The sequence below is a fragment of the Streptomyces sp. NPDC001194 genome (assembly GCF_042896985.1).
GTDB lineage: Bacteria > Actinomycetota > Actinomycetes > Streptomycetales > Streptomycetaceae > Streptomyces.
Window position 1 is genome coordinate 1 of record NZ_JBIAXU010000032.1, and the last position, 16,037, is coordinate 16,037.

General features: G+C 68.9%; 19 protein-coding genes. 11 read left to right on the forward strand and 8 right to left on the reverse strand.

Going from position 1 to position 16,037, the window contains the following annotated elements; genetic code table 11:
- Nucleotides 1–148 precede the first annotated feature (148 nt).
- From ACFY1T_RS34760 to ACFY1T_RS34780, 5 genes are all read right to left on the reverse strand, one after another.
- Nucleotides 149–1,441, reverse strand: a complete 1,293-nt coding sequence (locus tag ACFY1T_RS34760) for a hypothetical protein (protein ID WP_390791744.1) — start codon at nucleotides 1,439–1,441, stop codon at nucleotides 149–151.
- A gap of 287 nt (nucleotides 1,442–1,728) precedes the next feature.
- A complete protein-coding gene (locus tag ACFY1T_RS34765; protein ID WP_390791745.1) occupies nucleotides 1,729–2,919 on the reverse strand; it encodes a S8 family serine peptidase in 1,191 nt (396 codons plus the stop codon).
- Between the two features lie 105 nt (nucleotides 2,920–3,024).
- Entirely contained in the window at nucleotides 3,025–3,438 is a 414-nt protein-coding gene (locus ACFY1T_RS34770; protein WP_390791746.1) for a GNAT family N-acetyltransferase, read from the reverse strand.
- A 131-nt stretch (nucleotides 3,439–3,569) separates the two neighbouring features.
- Nucleotides 3,570–4,268 carry a 4'-phosphopantetheinyl transferase family protein gene (locus tag ACFY1T_RS34775; RefSeq protein ID WP_390791747.1) on the reverse strand — a complete coding sequence of 233 codons (699 nt, stop codon included), beginning with the start codon at nucleotides 4,266–4,268 and terminating at the stop codon, nucleotides 3,570–3,572.
- Between the two features lie 55 nt (nucleotides 4,269–4,323).
- Entirely contained in the window at nucleotides 4,324–4,848 is a 525-nt protein-coding gene (locus ACFY1T_RS34780; protein WP_390791748.1) for a hypothetical protein, read from the reverse strand.
- Nucleotides 4,849–5,178: 330 nt separating this feature from the next.
- Here ACFY1T_RS34780 and ACFY1T_RS34785 point away from each other — a divergent pair, with 330 nt between their 5' ends.
- A complete protein-coding gene (locus tag ACFY1T_RS34785) occupies nucleotides 5,179–5,649 on the forward strand; it encodes a phospholipase (RefSeq protein WP_390791749.1) in 471 nt (156 codons plus the stop codon).
- A gap of 35 nt (nucleotides 5,650–5,684) precedes the next feature.
- Here ACFY1T_RS34785 and ACFY1T_RS34790 read toward each other — a convergent pair whose 3' ends face one another.
- Nucleotides 5,685–6,446 (reverse strand): class I SAM-dependent methyltransferase, encoded by a 762-nt coding sequence (locus ACFY1T_RS34790; RefSeq protein WP_390791750.1) that lies wholly within the window; start codon nucleotides 6,444–6,446, stop codon nucleotides 5,685–5,687.
- 51 nt (nucleotides 6,447–6,497) lie between these two features.
- Here ACFY1T_RS34790 and ACFY1T_RS34795 point away from each other — a divergent pair, with 51 nt between their 5' ends.
- The 4 genes from ACFY1T_RS34795 to ACFY1T_RS34810 all read left to right on the forward strand — a co-directional run bounded on the left by ACFY1T_RS34795 (nucleotide 6,498) and on the right by ACFY1T_RS34810 (nucleotide 11,152).
- Nucleotides 6,498–6,731, forward strand: coding sequence for a hypothetical protein (locus ACFY1T_RS34795; protein ID WP_390791751.1), 234 nt, complete (start codon nucleotides 6,498–6,500; stop codon nucleotides 6,729–6,731).
- Nucleotides 6,732–7,176: 445 nt separating this feature from the next.
- Nucleotides 7,177–9,903 (forward strand): restriction endonuclease, encoded by a 2,727-nt coding sequence (locus ACFY1T_RS34800; protein WP_390791752.1) that lies wholly within the window; start codon nucleotides 7,177–7,179, stop codon nucleotides 9,901–9,903.
- A gap of 437 nt (nucleotides 9,904–10,340) precedes the next feature.
- Nucleotides 10,341–10,577, forward strand: a complete 237-nt coding sequence (locus ACFY1T_RS34805; RefSeq protein WP_390791770.1) for a helix-turn-helix domain-containing protein — start codon at nucleotides 10,341–10,343, stop codon at nucleotides 10,575–10,577.
- Nucleotides 10,574–11,152 carry an HD domain-containing protein gene (locus ACFY1T_RS34810; protein WP_390791753.1) on the forward strand — a complete coding sequence of 193 codons (579 nt, stop codon included), beginning with the start codon at nucleotides 10,574–10,576 and terminating at the stop codon, nucleotides 11,150–11,152. The genes ACFY1T_RS34805 and ACFY1T_RS34810 overlap by 4 nt, the downstream gene beginning before the upstream one ends.
- On the opposite strand, the gene ACFY1T_RS34815 is transcribed toward ACFY1T_RS34810, so the two are convergent.
- Together ACFY1T_RS34815 and ACFY1T_RS34820 are read right to left on the reverse strand one after the other, a co-directional pair.
- Nucleotides 11,140–11,613, reverse strand: coding sequence for an NUDIX domain-containing protein (locus ACFY1T_RS34815; protein WP_390791754.1), 474 nt, complete (start codon nucleotides 11,611–11,613; stop codon nucleotides 11,140–11,142). The two genes, ACFY1T_RS34810 and ACFY1T_RS34815, sit on opposite strands and share 13 nt — an antisense overlap.
- A gap of 2 nt (nucleotides 11,614–11,615) precedes the next feature.
- The gene (locus ACFY1T_RS34820; protein WP_390791755.1) at nucleotides 11,616–12,374 is read right to left on the reverse strand and encodes a helix-turn-helix domain-containing protein; all 759 of its coding nucleotides are present in this window, start codon (nucleotides 12,372–12,374) and stop codon (nucleotides 11,616–11,618) included.
- 577 nt (nucleotides 12,375–12,951) lie between these two features.
- On the opposite strand from ACFY1T_RS34820, the gene ACFY1T_RS34825 reads away from it, so the two are divergent.
- The 6 genes from ACFY1T_RS34825 to traA are packed head-to-tail and all read left to right on the forward strand — an operon-like array spanning nucleotide 12,952 to nucleotide 16,025.
- Nucleotides 12,952–13,221, forward strand: coding sequence for a DUF6284 family protein (locus ACFY1T_RS34825; RefSeq protein ID WP_390791756.1), 270 nt, complete (start codon nucleotides 12,952–12,954; stop codon nucleotides 13,219–13,221).
- On the forward strand, nucleotides 13,218–13,544 hold the full coding sequence (locus tag ACFY1T_RS34830; protein WP_390791757.1) for a DUF6303 family protein: 327 nt from the start codon (nucleotides 13,218–13,220) through the stop codon (nucleotides 13,542–13,544). Before ACFY1T_RS34825 ends, ACFY1T_RS34830 begins: the two co-directional genes overlap by 4 nt.
- The gene (locus tag ACFY1T_RS34835) at nucleotides 13,541–14,566 is read left to right on the forward strand and encodes a DUF2637 domain-containing protein (RefSeq protein ID WP_390791758.1); all 1,026 of its coding nucleotides are present in this window, start codon (nucleotides 13,541–13,543) and stop codon (nucleotides 14,564–14,566) included. Before ACFY1T_RS34830 ends, ACFY1T_RS34835 begins: the two co-directional genes overlap by 4 nt.
- Nucleotides 14,566–14,907, forward strand: a complete 342-nt coding sequence (locus ACFY1T_RS34840; RefSeq protein ID WP_390791759.1) for an RRQRL motif-containing zinc-binding protein — start codon at nucleotides 14,566–14,568, stop codon at nucleotides 14,905–14,907. Before ACFY1T_RS34835 ends, ACFY1T_RS34840 begins: the two co-directional genes overlap by 1 nt.
- 30 nt (nucleotides 14,908–14,937) lie before the next feature.
- Nucleotides 14,938–15,447 carry a hypothetical protein gene (locus ACFY1T_RS34845; protein WP_390791760.1) on the forward strand — a complete coding sequence of 170 codons (510 nt, stop codon included), beginning with the start codon at nucleotides 14,938–14,940 and terminating at the stop codon, nucleotides 15,445–15,447.
- Nucleotides 15,447–16,025 carry a plasmid transfer protein TraA gene (gene traA, locus ACFY1T_RS34850; protein WP_390791761.1) on the forward strand — a complete coding sequence of 193 codons (579 nt, stop codon included), beginning with the start codon at nucleotides 15,447–15,449 and terminating at the stop codon, nucleotides 16,023–16,025. The genes ACFY1T_RS34845 and traA overlap by 1 nt, the downstream gene beginning before the upstream one ends.
- Nucleotides 16,026–16,037: the final 12 nt, after the last annotated feature.

Genomic DNA, 16,037 nt, shown 5'->3' on the forward strand with positions numbered 1-16,037 from the left:
GGGGGGGGGGGGGGGGGGGGGGGGGGGGGGGGGGGGGGGGGGGGGGGGGGGGGGGGGGGGGGGGGGGGGGGGGGGGGGGGGGCGGGCGGGGGGGGGGGGCGCCCCCCCCCCCCCCCCCCACCACCCTGGGTGCACTGTTCCTGCCGGGTCAGGCGATCGAGAAGGTGACGACCGTCTGGTAGGTGTCGGCGAACATGAACGGCGGGAGCTGGATCATCCCGGCGCCGCCGACGGCGAACTCACCGCCGGTCAGCTCGTCCCCGCCGGCGGCCTGCGAGGCCACCTTCATCGGGGTCTCGGAGATCGCGCCCGGCGTGCCCGCGGTGCAGGCGCTCGGGCTGTCCGGGTTGGTCACGGTGCAGGACGGCTGGATGCCGATCTGCGCCTTGGCCATCGAGTGGCCGGTCGCCTGGTTCAGGAACGGCGTACGGGTCGCCGTCACGTCCCAGCCGAGGGTGCCGCCGCGGAAGTCCTGGACGGTCGCGGCGTTGAAGACGCCGACCACCGACTGGGCCTTGCCGTTGATGGTGACCGAGGGGAAGGCGACGGCCGGCTGGCCGTCCTTCGGGCCGAGCGCCAGCGGGCCGGGGAGGACCTCGATGTCGACCGGGTTCTTCACGCCCGCCTGGTCCTCCAGGTACACGAAGGACTTGTACGGGGTGACCGAGCCGTCGATCTTGATGGCGTCGGCCTTCTTGGTGACGGTGATGTTGCAGGTGGCGGCGCCGCTCGCGTCCGCCGTACCGGTGCCGGTGTCACCGGTCGCCGCGCCCGCGAGGAGGGCGGAGCAGGTGACGGGGCCGGCCGGGAAGTTGGCGCCGTTGACCGCGACGGCCGTTCCCGCCTTGCCGCTGTTGGGCGTCAGCTTGGTGGTGACCGGGTCCTTGGGCAGGGCCTCGACGGCGACCGAGCCGAGCGTGGCGCTCGGGCGCGGCGCCGGGGTGCAGGTCGTCGTGAACACGGAGCCGCTGAGGTCCGCGTCGGTGACCGCCAGGTCCAGCTTCACGTCGACCGACGTGCCCTCGGTGCCGTCCGGGATCTTGATGGTTCCGGAGAAGGACTTCGGGTCGAGCGGGGTGCCGGCGACGACGCTGACGGTCTCGGGCGGGCTGGTGACGACCTGGGTGGTCGTGCCCACCTTGAGGGTGATCTTGGTGGTGTTCACCGTCGTGACGGAGAAGCCGGGGATCAGCGGGCTCGCACCAGGGTCGATCGTGATCGGTACGACGTCCCCGGCCTTGGCCGTGTCGGGCACGGTGATCGTGTAGTTCTGGTTGCCCGAACCGTCCGGCTGCGGTGCCGGGGCATCGCAGTTCTCGAAGACGGGGGTGGTCACGGTCGCCGCCTGGGCGGTGCCGGTCAGGCCCACCACGCCGCCCGTCAGCGCGAGGGACAGGGCGCCCGCCCCGGCCAGAATTCTTCGTCGGAACGTTGTACTCACTGGGTCGCGACTCCTTCGTCAGACGAACCCCTCCCCCCACCCGCTGTGTGGGGGAGGCCGAGCCGGTGCGGTGGCCGACATTGACGCGTCGCGGTGATGAGAAGTCAATGACTTGCTTTCGCCCGAAGCACACAGAAATTGATGTCCCATCAGACCGGGTCGTCCGGGGTGCGGGGCGGATGGGATGGGTGGGGTGCGGGCGGGGGGCCGGTCCGGGCGTTGACCTGGGACTCGGGGAGTGTCTCGCCGATCGCGCCGCGAGCCCGGCCCGATCGGCGAGACACCCCCTAGCCCGCGGCCGGGGAGTGGTGCAGGAGCAGGTTGGCGGTGCCGGCCGGGACCCCGGTGAGGCGGTCCCGTACGGCGTCCCGCGCCAGCTCGGCGGAGACCTCGGCGGGGGTCTTCGCCGTACCGCCCGCCGCGATGCCCTCCGCCAGGATCAGTGCCGCGACGCCCGCGGCGTGCGGGGCCGCCATGGACGTGCCGGAGGCGCGGGCCAGGGTGGTCGCCGTGCCCTTCCAGGCGGAGGTGACGGACACGCCCGGGGCGACGAGGTCCACGCAGCTGCCGTAGCTGGAGAACGGGGCCCACTGGTCGGCGGCGTCGGCCGCGCCGATCGTGAGCGCCGAGGGGGCGGCGGCGGGGGAGCCGGTGCAGGCGTCGTCGGCGGAGTTGCCGGCGGCGACGGTGAAGGTGATCCCGGCGGTGACCGCCCGCGCCACCGCCGCGTCGAGGGCGTAGCTGCGGGTGCCGCCCATGCTCATGTTGGCGACGGCGGGGGTGCCGGGGGCCTTGGCGGCGTCCTTCACCATCCACTCCAGGCCGCCCAGGATGGAGGTCAGGGACGCGGATCCCTTGCAGTTGGCCACCTTGACGCCGACGAGGGAGACCCCCTTCGCCACCCCGTACGTCGCCCCGCCCAGGGTGCCCGCGACGTGCGTGCCGTGGCCGTTGCAGTCGCTGCTGCTCTCCATGAACACCCCGTTGTAGCCGACCCGGGCCCGGCCCCCGAACTCCTGGTGGCTCGTGTAGATCCCGGTGTCCACGACGTACGCGGTGACGCCCTGCGCGGTGGTGGCGTACGTGTACGAACCGTCGAGCGGCAGCGCGGACTGGTCGATCCGGTCCAGGGGCCAGGGCGCCGGGCTCTGCGCGTCGCTGATCCGGAACTCGGCGTCCGGTTCCACCGACGCCACCCGGGGGTCGGCGGCCAGGGCTTTGGCGCGGGCGGCGGTGGTGCGGACGGCGAAGCCGCTGAGGACGGTGTCGTAGACGTCCCCGACCTGGTCGCCGGAGCCCTCGGCCTCGGCGGCCAGGGCACGGGTCGGGGCGCGGGAGGTGGTGTCCTTGAGGACGACGACGTACGGGGCGGTACCGGTCGCGGGTTCGGCGTCGGCGGCGGGTGCGGGGTGCGGCGCCACGGCGGTGGCCGCCGCCAGCAGGGCGGCGGCCGGGAGCAGCGCGGTGAATGCGGTCATGCGGCCGATGCTCGGCGAGCCGCGCCCCGCTCGCGCGGAGGGTGCGCCGACTGGCCCCACGACACGCCGCCGAACGGGTCCCCGGCACGACCCGGAGGACCGGGGTCAGCCCGAGAGGGGCCAGCCGCGCATCGCGAAGACGCCCTCGTCGCGCGAGCCGGCGGAGGAGTAGGTGGCCAGGGCGGCCTCGTTGTCGGTGTCGACGCCCACCCACATGCCGTAGCAGCCGCGCGCCTTGGCCTCGTCGGCGAGGGCCGCGGTCAGGGCGCGGCCGATGCCGCGGCGCCGGTAGCCCTCGTCGACGGAGAGCTCGTACAGGCACATCTCGGTGCCCTTGTCGGGGTGGCTCATCTCGACCCCGGAGACCATGCCGGCCGGGATGTCGTCCACGTAGGCGATGAGCATCAGGTGTCCCGGCGCGGACAGGAAGCGTTCGGACCAGTCGAGTCGGGCGGGGCCGTCGAAGAGCCCCTCCGCGGCCTGGAGTTCGGCGACGGTACGGGCGGGGCGGATGTCCATGGCGGTCACGATAGGGCCGTGCGGCGAGCGGCGACCTTGATTTCGACCCGGCGTGGCGAGCGGCGCGCCGGGGCGGGCGGGCCGGGGGCCGGGTCGGGGGGCGGGCGGAACGGGCGGGGCGGGGCGGGGCGTCAGGTGCGGAGGGCCAGGGCCGCCGCGTACGAGGCGGGGGCCGGGAGGTCCGTGAGGTGCCAGCCGGGCACCGGGGACGGCGTCGGGCCCGAGCCCACGTAGGGCTCGGCCAGGCCCAGGGCCAGGCCGGTGCCCGTGCCCTTGAAGTAGGCCTCCTTGCGCGACCACAGGCGGGCCAGCGCCTCCGGCCGCTCCTGCGCGGGCAGCGCGGAGAGCTCCGCCGTCTCCGCCGGGTGCAGGGCGGTCAGTACGTCCTGCACCGCCGCCGCGCTCGGTACCGCCTCCACGTCGACCCCGACCGGCACCGCCGCGACCGCGAGGTACGCCAGGTCGTCGCTGTGCGAGAGCGAGAACTGCACCGCGCCCCCCGCGACCGCCGGCCGTCCGTGCGGGCCGTCGCAGCACGGGCAGTCCTCACGGACCAGCGCGACCTCCTGCGGGGCCAGCCCCAAGTAGCCGCCGAGCAGCACCCGCAATCCCACGTGGGAGGCGAGGTAGCGCTGCCGGTCCCCGGCCCGCAGCAGCCGCCCGGCCCGCTCCCGTTCACCCGCGTCCAGGAGCGACAGCGCCTCGTCGATCCGGTGGCCGCCGACCACCTCGAGCGTGGTGTCCAGGGACCACACCGCCACGGCGGTCCCCGCCGGGGGGGCGCCGATCCGCGGGGTCTCCTCGCCGAGTCGGTTCACGTACGTACTCACCCGATGAGCCTAGACGAGCACCGATCCGCAACGGATCCCCAGGGCCCGCGCTCCCCTAGCCCCGGCTGCGGGCGTGGGTCGCGGACGGGGGGCTGTCCTGCGGCCCGGCGCCCGGTGACGGGGTGCCGTCGGTCCAGGCGTAGACGCGCTTGCCGCGCACCGCCACCTGGTACTGGTGGGCGTCCCGGCATTCGGGCCGCTCCTCGGCCCGGGTGCCGCTCGGCCACCACTTCGCGTTCAGCTTCCGCCCGCCCAGGTCCTTCGGCGTGCCCGCCGTGCACTGAGGGCCGTCGAGCGGGGTCGCTCCGAGCGTGAAGCGGATCAGCCTGGCCTCGCCGGTCGTGCGCACCCGTATGCGTATGTCGGTGGCGTCCTTGGGCACCCAGGACGGCAGCGTGAAGGGCGCGTTGGCGCGGGTGGGCGCGTCGGCTGCGGTCGCGTAGTGCTTGCTCTTCTCCTCGAAGACCCGGTCGTTGATGGAGTCGGTCAGCGGGTTGGGCGGGAGGTTCGGCAACGCCAGGGCGGCGGTGGCGACGACTCCCAGAGTGGCGGCGGCGATGACGAGGGGACGGCGGTTCATGTGATCCAGTCTCGGCTGCCCCCATCCCCTCGCGCGTCCCTCCGTAGGACGAACCCGTTCTCTGCCGGAAGTCTGATGCCGCGTGCTACCTGAGAGCTGCTTCCGCCCTCAACCGGCCGCGAAGGCACGCTCCTTGTTCGCACGCGACGGCACGCGACCGCACCCGACAGCGCCCGCATCCGCGCCCCGTACCCGACACCGGCACCCGGTGAGCGGCGTTATAGCGGCGTTAAGCGGCGGCGATAGGACGTGCCCCGAGGGTGGGATCCGACGCCGTTACCGGGGGTACCCCCGGGCGGCCCCCCACCCCCCCCGTCCTGGAGGAATGCCATGCGTCGTCGTCTCGTTCCCCTCCTCGCATCCGCGGCGGCCGGTGTGCTCGTCGCCGCCACCCCCGCGTCGGCGGTCCCGGCCGACAAGCCGCAGGTCCTCAGCAGTTGGACCCAGACCAGCGCCGCCAGCTACAACGCCTGGGTCTCCGCGCGCGGCAACCAGGGCAAGTGGTCGGCGTACGGGTTCGACTGGTCCACCGACTACTGCTCCTCCTCGCCCGACAACCCCTTCGGATTCCCCTTCCAGACGTCCTGCGCCCGCCACGACTTCGGCTACCGCAACCACAAGGCGGCAGGCGTCTTTTCGGCCAACAAGGCGAGGCTGGACGACGCCCTCTACGCCGACCTCAAGCGCGTCTGCTCGGCGTACTCGGGCGTGAAGAAGGGCTCCTGCGACAGCACCGCGTGGACCTACTACCAGGCGGTCAAGGCCTTCGGCGTCTCCCCGCAGGACGTACCCGCCGCCTGAGCGCACCCGTCCCCGGCGGATCCCCGCACCACGGACTACGTCCCGGGCCGCTTCGGTCCGCCCGCCCGAGCCACCCGCAGGTCGACGACGTAGTGCTCGTCGAGGGTCCCCCCGGGGAACAGCGCGTGCAGCCGCTCCCTCTCCCCGTCGAGGAACTCGCCGGTCCCGGCGCGTCCGATCAGGAAGAGGGAGTGGGTGGCCAACTTGGCGAGGTGGGCGTCGACGGGGATCCGCCGGGACCAGCGCAGCAACCGCGTGGTGAACTCCAATCCGGCCTGCGAGCGCGGATGTTCGTTGACGTACCAGCCGGGGCCGAACCGCTCCTCGATCCGCTCCTGCTGGTCGGCGATCCATCCGACGGCCACGTCGGGGTCGTTCGACCAGACGGCCAGCGCCCCGCCGGGCCGCAGCACCCGCAGGGCTTCCGGCCCGGACCGGGCCGGATCGGTCCAGTGCCAGGACTGCGCGTACGCAAGCAGATCAAGTGCCCCTGAAGCGAACGGCAGCCGGTCCCCGTCTCCCCGTACGAGCGGCACGTGCGGGTGACGCCGCCGGAATTCCGCGGCCATCCCGGCCCCGGGCTCGACCCCGACGACCCGCGCCCCCCGGGCGTGCAGCAGCCCGGTGGCGATCCCGGTCCCGGCGCCCACGTCGGCGACCCGGGCCCCGGCCAGCGACACCCCGGAGAGCTCCTCCAGGGCATCCGCCAGCGCGTCGGGGTACGAGGGCCGGTACTCCCCGTACCGTCCGGCCGCCGACCCGAACGACCGCGCCCGCTCACCGGATCCGTCCGTCATCCCCCCACCCTCCCGCATCCCGCACCCCCCGCACCAGGGCACACTGGACGCATGGCCGGACTCGTGTACTTCCGAAAGATCTCCGAGGACGCGGAAACGGTCCGCTACGCCTTCGGCCCCGAGCCGCACGACACGGCCCGCACCCTGACCGTGGACAAAGCCTCCCGCACCTCCGCGGTGGACGACGGCCGGCCGGACTACCTCGCCCTGAAGGCGTCCCGCAAGATCAACGCCCTGGGCACCCGATCCCCCGACTGGCCGGACCGCGGCATGAGCGCCAGTTGACCGCAGCGGTCACGCGCCCCCCGACGGAACGGAACGGCCCCCGGCGCGCCGCCGCGGGCACGGCCCGCGCGAAAAGCCCTCCCCGGTGGGGAGGGCTCGGGTGAGGCGTGAAGAGTGCCCCCGGCAGGACTCGAACCTGCGGCCAAGTGCTTAGAAGAGACCCGCGCGATTCCTCGTCGCACCCCTTCTGACCTGCGCTGCAGAGGGATGTTCGGCTGATCGGCTCCCATCTTCTCGCCCATTCACCGGAATCCAAGGCTCCGTATCGGCAGGGGCGGAGCTGCTTCGGGCCCTGACGAAGCCGTACCGGACCGAGCCAGTCGTGCACTGTCACTCGATGCCCCATCACCGAGCGTTGGGCGTGGCATTGATCGTGTAAGAGGGGCTTCGGACGGACCACTTGGAAACTGCCCCCAACGGGCGTCAGCCTCGCTAGCATCGAGAGATGGAGGCCTCCAGCGTAGCGATCCAGGAAACTCAGATGGTCATCCTTGCAGAAGGAGAGACACCGTCTGCCACGGCTAATGCCCGTGGGCACCTGTTTGAGAAGTTCATAGCAAAGGTGCTCGAACGCCTGGGTTACGAAGAGCCGCGTACGGAGAACCTTAATGTCACGTCAGACGGAATTGAGATCGATGTAGTTGCTCTGCATCGCCTAACGCGCCGTCAAGCGATTGTCGAGTGTAAAGCCTATTCTTCTCCGGTGCCAGCCAAAGAGTTGGTGGCATTTTATGGAAAGCTGAATACGGAGCGGCTCGTTCAGGATGATAGTAATCTTGACGGCTTCTTCTTCGCTCTACCGCGCACAACGCAGCAGGGAGCGGAGAAAGCTCACGCAATTGAGGCGAAGGACTCGCATTTTCGCTATTTGAACGCAGATGCGACTTCGCGCGTCGCTCATCAGGCCGGGTTGACGTCTCCACCTCCAGAGCAACTTCGTTCGCTGATTGTTTCCGACCCGGCGATTATTGTTACCGAGTATGGAATCTACTCTTGCCTAAAGTCCCTGGATCCTGACACTAGAACTACGGCGGAAATTGTCGTATGGGCTCAAGTGGGCCAGGTGCCGGCTGTGGCTCTGGATCTCGTCAAGCATTCGGATTTCGCCGGTGGGGCGAGCGTGAGGGATGCGCGCGCTCAGGCCGCAGCCCCCGCCCAAACTTCACACCGGGCAGACGGAGCTTTCATCGTAGAGGTACGTGGAAGTGAATCTGACTTTGAGTACCAACTTCCCGCATCTCCGAAGTATTTCATCGGCCGCCGCAAGGTAATTTCCGAGATCGAAGAAATTCTCTTGCGTGGATCATCCGTAGTCGTCGTGAATGCTCAATCGGGATGGGGTAAGAGTTCGCTGGCTTTGCGGATGAAGGAGTCGGCGCGAAAGCTCGGCGGTTTGTGTATCGTATTTGATACTCGAACGGCATCCAGTCAAGAATACGTGGCTCGTGCCCTGCGCAAGGTTGCGACACATGCTGAAGAAAATGGAATGCTTGAGCTCCCCGCCGAAGCTTCCTGGGCTAGTCTGGCAAGCTCTCTGGACACCCTAAAGGCTGCAAAATGGTGGCCCGGAGCGGGCCCCGTAGTAGTATTTTTTGACCAGTTTGAGAATATCTTCAACGATGAGCTTCTGACGCGAGAGTTTCGCAATCTTGCGCTGGGGGTTCACGAATTGGGTAGTCCCATCAGTGTCGGTTTCGCCTGGAAAACGGATCTCGTAGGTTGGACGGAAGCCCACCCGTATCGACTCCGCGATGAAATTCGCTCAAATGCCCGTGTAATCCAGCTTTCGCCTCTCGGTCCGAGCGAGGTTGACGCGCTGCTCAAGAGGTTGGAGCAGCAGCTCGGTGCCAAGCTGGTCAGAGACCTGAAAGAGCGTCTACGAGAGTATTCTCAAGGTCTGCCTTGGCTTTTTAAGAAGCTGGCGGGTCACGTTCTACGAGAGGTTTCGAGCGGTACCACTCAGTCCCAACTCGTGAGTGAGGCTCTTAATGTGCAGAGCCTCTTCGAGAAGGACCTGTCTGAACTTAGCCCCAATGAACGCGAGGGCGTATATCAAATTGCTAGGTACGCTCCCGTGCCCGTTTCTGAAGCAATGGAGATGGTTCCTGCTGAAGTGGTTCAGACCCTTCTCAACAGACGTCTTATTGTGCAAGTCGGAGAGAAGCTTGACACCTATTGGGACATCTTTAGAGATTTCCTGGTGCACGGGACCATTCCGATTGAAGAGTCTTTCATCCTCAGAGTTTCTCCCATGTCTGTTGGCAGGCTCGTCAGGGAAGTAATCGCTCTCGGTGGGGATGCTGCAGTTTCCGACTTGGCCTCCACCTTGAGTACGTCGGAGACGGTCGTCTACAACCTCAGCCGCGACCTTAGGATGTTTGGTGTGCTCGCGTATGAGCCAGCTCGCATCCGCCTCGTGGACGACTTTGTTGCAGCTCCGGATCGGGAGGAGTATCTGCGCCGACGGGTATCCAAAGCTTTGAAACGCCATAGGGCTAATTCCACGTTGACCCGACTGGTAGATCAGCAGGGGAGTGATGTGCAACTATCCTCCTTTGCGCGGGCTCTTCCGCGCGCTTTTCCCGCGGTGGCCGCCAGTGAAAAGACGTGGGGGCTCTACGCAAAGGCCTTTGCGCAATGGTTTGAATATGCCGGAATTGCGCGCTTGGAGTCTCAGTCTCTGGTTTTGATGGACGAGGACGAGACTCCCGCAGTCAGTCTTCTCGCCGATGGTCTATCGCGCAGGTCGGCGGGGCGAGGTGTCTTTCCAAAAAAGACTCCTGGTCCAGCTATTGCTCTCATGAAAAAACTCCATTCTGGTGCCGAAGTGTCGCTAGGTGGTCGTGACGTACAGTCGCGGGCGGCGCGGGAGATTTTTGTCCTGGGCGTGGTGGACGTGGGTCGTGACGGCCGTTTGTCCCTGAATGAGAAGGCTCCGCTTAACGGTTCAGGCGAGCTGATCCCGGAAAAATTGCTCGACTGTCTGGTTCGGATGCCAGGCATGGAAGAAGCCGTCGCCGCCTTGAAGGCGGATCCCACTGCCAAGTGTGCAGTCCTGGGTGAGATGATTGCCCGGGCGCATGAAATGCACTGGGCTCCGGGAACCGTTGAGCTGTTGGGCAAACAGGTTAGAGGTTGGGTGAAGGCTGCTGGCGTGCGAGTCCAGCGGTGACTTTGGCCGACGGAGCGCAGGCTCAGATGACGGGCCACACGTGCCGCGTTGCGCGCGAGGTGGCCCACGGCCACGAAGCAGGGAATCCATCGGCCTCTTCCCGGTGCGGATCCACCAGTCCGCCGCGTTGACTGCTGGACCTCCTGCTCCGGGGACCATTCGTCGTGCGACGCTTGAGTTGAGTTGTCGGCGGACGAGGAGATCGAGTGACGGAGCAGGCGAGCCCTCGCGGGACCTTCCTGAAGATCGCTGATCGCATGAAGGGGCGGATCGCTGCGGAGCCAGCCGTGGCTGAGCTGCCTTCGCTTGCTGAGGTCATGGCTGAGCACGGCGTGAGCCGGGGTGTCGCCCTCCGCGCCTTCAAGGTGCTTCAGCAAGAGGGGCTAGCCGAGCCTGTGCCCGGGGCTCGATGGCGTGTCGTCCGTGCTGGGCAGTGTATGGATCGGCGACCCCTCTCCGAGAGGATCGCGGAGCTCATCTCGGCTGAGGGCCTAGAAGTGGGGGCACCCTTCCTCAGCACAGGCGAGCTCAGCGCCCGCCTCGGCGCGTCACGCCCCACCATCAGCAAGGCGCTGGCCCAGTTGGAAGCCGCCGGCCTGCTCACCGAAGGAGGGCAGGGCAAGCGGCGGTCCGTCCGGGCCGTGCCGTCGCCACAGGAGGACTCGAAGCCTTGACCACCGCCACGCTCACGGAATGGGCCTACCCGCTCGCGGAATCACTGCTGGCCGAGCCGCTACCTCGCCGGTGGAGCCACTGCCTCGGCGTCGCCGAGCGAGCACGGGCCATCGCGGAGATCCTGGGGCCGGACGCCGAGCTGCTGGAGGCCGCGGCCGTACTGCACGACATCGGGTACGCGCCCGACCTGGCGAAGACGGGGTTCCACCCGCTCGACGGTGCCCGCTACCTCCGGAGCGTCGGCGCCGACGAGCGCGTCGTACGCCTCGTCGCCCACCACTCCTGTGCCTGGATGGAGGCGGAAGCACGGGGCCTGCGGGACGAACTGGAAGTCGAGTTCCCGCGCGAGGAGGAGCACCTAGCGGATGCTCTGTGCTTTTGCGACATGAACACCACGCCGGACGGCACCCCCACGAACCCCGTTGACCGAATCGACGAGATCGCAGGTCGCTACGGGCCCGACAGCCTGATCGGGCAGTTCATCCGGCGCGCCGAGCCGGAGATCCTGCTGTGCACGGTTCGCGTACTCACCAGGGTCTCCGAGGCGAAGGCCGGCACGGCTCAACCGATGTAGGGAGCGCTCCTGGTCGCGTCCAGGGCGTGCTGGATGCGGAGCCGCATTGTGGAGTGGATGTCGAGTTCGGCCAGGTCCGCGGGGGGCACCCAGCGGACCTGCGTCGTCTCGTTACTCGTGCGGATCTCTCCGCCCACCGGTCGCGCGCGGAAGCAGATGCTGAACTGCTGCCGTGCCTCGCCGTCGTCATAGAGCATCACGTGTCCGGGGTCGGTGTAGATGCCGGACAGGTCGAGGACTTCGACCTTGATGCCTGTCTCTTCCCAGACTTCGCGTACGACGGTGTCGCTGATGGATTCACCAACGTCGTGGCCTCCGCCGGGGAGGGCCCAGCGGCCGTTGTCGGAGCGCTGGATCATCAGTACCTCGCCGGCACCGTTCTGGACGAAGGCCACGACGGAAGGGACGACGTTGTTGGCGGGCGGTGCGTCGGGGTCGTGAAGGTAGTCGATGCGTCCCATGGTCATGCTCCAGTGAAGTCGTGATCGGTCACCTGGCGCGCCCGCCCCCAGGTCTGTTCGATGCTATTCGCGTACGTGTCGAAGAGGCCGCCCCCAGGGAGTCGCCGCAGGTGGAGAACCGGAGCCAAGTAGGCTCCGATGCCGTACACATGGGTGTTCACGAGCATCTCGTCGTCGGCACGGAACAGCGAGTTGTACAGCGTCGCGTCGTGGAGCCGGATCCCGACTTCCGGGTGGCTGGCGAGTAGCGGCCGGTAGTTCATGAGGGCATTTCGGATCTTGCCATCCATGATCCTGTGGCCCTCGTCGATGCCCCGCTGTCGGACGGCATCGCATCCGGGATCCCCGAGCAGGAGTCGTACCTGCGCGTTGTTGGACGCCTTGCCCTTCAGGATCTTGTGAAATTCCGGGTCCTCAGACAGCCAGAGCCCTGCGTAGACAAGCACGTCAACGTACGCTTCGGCGCGGTCGTACATCTCGCGCCACAGCCCCGCCGGCACCATGTGCCGATGGGGGTAGATGGTCACGATCTCGGCCTTGCTGAGGTCGGCGGACGACTCGACCGCCCGCTCGTCATCCCAAAGAGTGGTGACCCCGACGTCCAGTGCAGCCGCAACGGCGTACTGGTGGCGCCGGTACGGGACCTTGCCCTGCGTGATCCAGCGTTCCACGGTCTTCGCGTTGACGCCGATGGAGTCGGCGAGTTGCTGGATGGTCATCCCCTTCGCGAGCAGGGTCGACCGTAAGCGCTCGTTGGGCATCTGCTCCCCCAGTGGGACGTCTTGGGAGCTCTTGACGGTAGCCAGAAGGCCCCGACGTGTCCACGCGTGGGGTAAACAACGCCCTTGACCTGGGCCGATTCTGATGGTGCGCCAGGAAGTCCTGGCGCGAAGCACTGAACCTCTGCGGATCTGCTTGACGTCAGTCGATGCGGTACCTGTAATAGAGGTACCGCATCGGTTCCGCGAGGAACTCGAAGCGAAGCCTTAGTACTGCCATGCCTGCTCCGGCTGGTCCCCGTGCTTCACGCACGGGATCCCTCTGGGTTTCCACGTCCAGTCGGGAGCGACTGCTCTTTGAGATCTGAACAGTGTGGTCGCCGCCTCCTGTAGCTGAAAAGGCGGTCAGCGCGGCTGAGGTTCGCGCACTCAATCCTTCCGCGGTCCCGTTCCGGGCCGCGGCCGGTTGCCTTCTCTGCCCGTCCGGCGCGCTCGCGCTGTACGGGCGGGGTTGAGGGGAGCCGGAGTTCTTCCTGCTTCACCCCAAATGCGGGCAGCCCCCGGCGTTCCCGCGCCGAGGGCTGCTGAGTCCCGTTCCTCTGTAGAAGGAGCAAGACCCATGAAGTCCATCGCTGCACTTCAGAGCATCGTTACCCCGTGGTCCGACGGTTTGGAGCCGTCGGACGCGGAGCTGGACGCGATCGAGGCCGAGATGCCCGTGGTCCTGGCCGAGGTCGAGCTGCTTGACGCTCTCATCTCGATGCTGGACCGGCCGGCGTCGGAGTTCGACGCCCGCCGGATCCGCCGGGCCCGCAACCGGGTCCTGGCGGCCCGCCGTGACCTGACCAACCGCACCGCCGACACGATGACGTCGGGGGATGCGGCATGAGTAAGCAGATCTTCGGCGCGCAGCTGTCGCTGCGCTGCTGCGGTACCACCGCCCCGGTGCGGACGGCCGGTCCGTGCTGGCAGCTGTACGTGGCCCTGTCCGGTCTGGTCAGCCAGTGGCCCACCTTCACCTGGCCCACCTCCACTCAGATTCCGACCATCGTCCAGCGCCAGGCGGCCCTGGCGGACCTCGGGTTCACGCCCTCCGAGGACGCGGAATGGCAGTGGACGGAGAGCACTGGCCCGGAGTACCACCCCCACCCGGTCCGTGTGCTGCTGCTGGGCGCGATCAAGGTGCGGCCGCTGGAAGGCGGGGCGTCATGAACGACGTTCACGTCGGTTCAGCGGAGCGTGCCCTGGCCGTGGGCACGTGGCTGATCGTGGGCGGGGCGATGCTCTACTCCGTCCTCACCGTCACCCCGCTCATGGCCGCACATACGGCCGTCGAGTGGCGGTGGACGGCGCCGATCCTGCCGCTCGTGGTCGACGCGGCCGTGGTCATCGTGGTCCGCCTTGACTCCGTCCTGGCCCGCCTGGGAGGGCACGGCGGGGCGTGGCCGGTTGGGCTGCGCTGGATGACCGGCGCCATGACCCTGGCACTGAACGTTGGCGCATCTGCCCTGGTTGGGGACATGGTCGGGGTCGCGATCCACTCCGTTGCGCCGCTTCTGCTGATCGTGACGGCTGAGGCCGGGCTCGCCTACCGACGGGCCATCGCCGCCGCCGTACACGGCCTGGAAGAGCAGACCCGAGCGGACCGGCAAGCCCGGGAAAAGGCTGCTCAGGACCGGGAGGATGCCCGGGAGCGGCGGGAGCGTGAACGCCGCGAGCATGAGGCGAGCGTGGCCCGTGAACAGCGTGAACACGAAGCCCGCCTCATCCGCGAGGAAGCCGAGCGGCAGGAGCGGTTCCGCCGTGAGGAACAGGCGCGGGCCGAGGCCGCCGCCAACGCTGAGCGGGAGAGCCGTGAACGCCGTGAACGCGAGCGTGAACAGGCGTATGCCGAGCGTGAACGCCTTGAACGTCAGGCCGCGCAGCAGCGCGAGTTGGAGGCTCAGCAGCGGGCCGAGCGTGAGCGTCAGGCCCGTGCCGAGCAGGCGGAGCGTGAACGCCGTGAACGGGTCCGTGAACAGGAGCGGGTCGAGCGTGAACGCGCCGAGCTGCTCTCTGCCGGCCCGCCGCCCGAGAAGCTCCCTGAAGACCGGGCCCGGGCGGTCGTACGGTCCGCGTTCATGGCCGGGTTCGCCGTGCGGGTGGCTGCTGAGCTGAGCGGTTGGTCTGTCGGTTGGGCTTCCGCCCGCTACCAGGAACTTCGCGACGCCTCCACCGCTTCGGTGCTCGGCTGATGGCCGCCATTCCCGTCTACTCCTGGCGGCTTGCGCCGGATGGCCTGGCGACGCGGCGGCAGCTCCGTGCGGCTGGGTTGCGGCCTGGTGGTCAGGACGTGGTCGCGCAGTTGGAGCGGCCCCGCTGCCGGCGCGGCCCGCTGGTCGCCTTCCTGTACCGCGTGGACGGTGCCCTGCCGGTCCGGCCGATGACAGCAGCCAAACGCACGGCCCTCGCTGCCGCGAACACGGCCCGCCGCACCTGCCCGACGTGCCGACGTGACGCGGGCTACGTGATCCCCGCCCGGCTCGGCGAGTGCGTGCCGTGTGCGTTCCCCGACTCCGAACCGTGTGCCGCCTGAACCCCACCGCCTCTCGTTAGGAGTTCTGCTGTGTCTCGCCGTACGCGGCCCTCGGCCGCATCCACGATCCACATCCCGCGTCAGCGCGGCCGGCGTGAGCCGGTCATCCTCGTCGTCAGCTCCGAGCCGTCCCCGACGCTGACCAGCCGCGCTGCGCTCGCGGTGGGCCGGTGGGCGTGGAAGCACCGCCTGGCCTGGGCGCCCACTGCCGTCGCCACCGTGCTGCTCGTCGTGACCGGGGTCGTGCACCTGATCGAGCCCCGCACCGCCTGGTTCCTCGCCGCCCTCGCGCTGGCCCCGGCTGGTGTCTGGGTGTGGGGCATGCTGCGCCGCCGACCCACCTCCCGACAGGCCGCCCTCTGGCGGGCCCTCCTCGCCGCGTTCACGACCGCGGTCGGCGCGTGGCTCGCGCTGGCCGTGTGGTTCGCCCCGACCCGCCCGGCCCTGTTCACCGCCTGGACCGTGCTGACCCTGGCCGCGCAGGTCGCCTGGCTCGTCGCCCGCCGCATGACCCTCGTGTCTGAGAAGGAGAGCATCTGATGGCCAACCCCAGCAGCGCCGCTGGATGGAAGCCGGGCGGGCAGCAGACCCGCACGCAGCGGACCCGCTCCGCGCCGCGGGCCGGTGCCAACGGTTCCCAGACCAAGGTCAACAACAAGACCTTCTCGCCCGGCTTCACCCTGAACGTCAACGCCGGCGGCGGCGGTAACAGCGGCGGCCGCCACGCCGCCCCCGCCGCCGGTGGGCAGGGCGGGGGCCGGCCTCAGTCGCTGCTTCCTGCCCCGGAGTTCAGCTCCCCGGCGCAAGTCCGCAACTACTGCAACGCCGTCCGCGCCGCCGGCGTCGCCCTCTCCATCGAGGTCGCCATGGGCGCGGAGATCCTCAAGGCCACCCTCGTCCAGGTCCCCGACCCCGACGGCCGGATCGGCGGGTCACGGTTCCGGGCGGCGAAGGTCGCGCGGAAGATGCAGCGCGCCGCCGACGCCCTGCGCGACGCGGCGAAGAACGCCGCCGCCACCTACGCGCTGTTCCAGCAGGAGTACGAGGAAGAGATCAACCGCGTCCGCCACCGCGCCCGTCCCGCCGCAACGCCGCGGATGGACTGGGGCCAGCTCTAGAAAGGAGTGAGT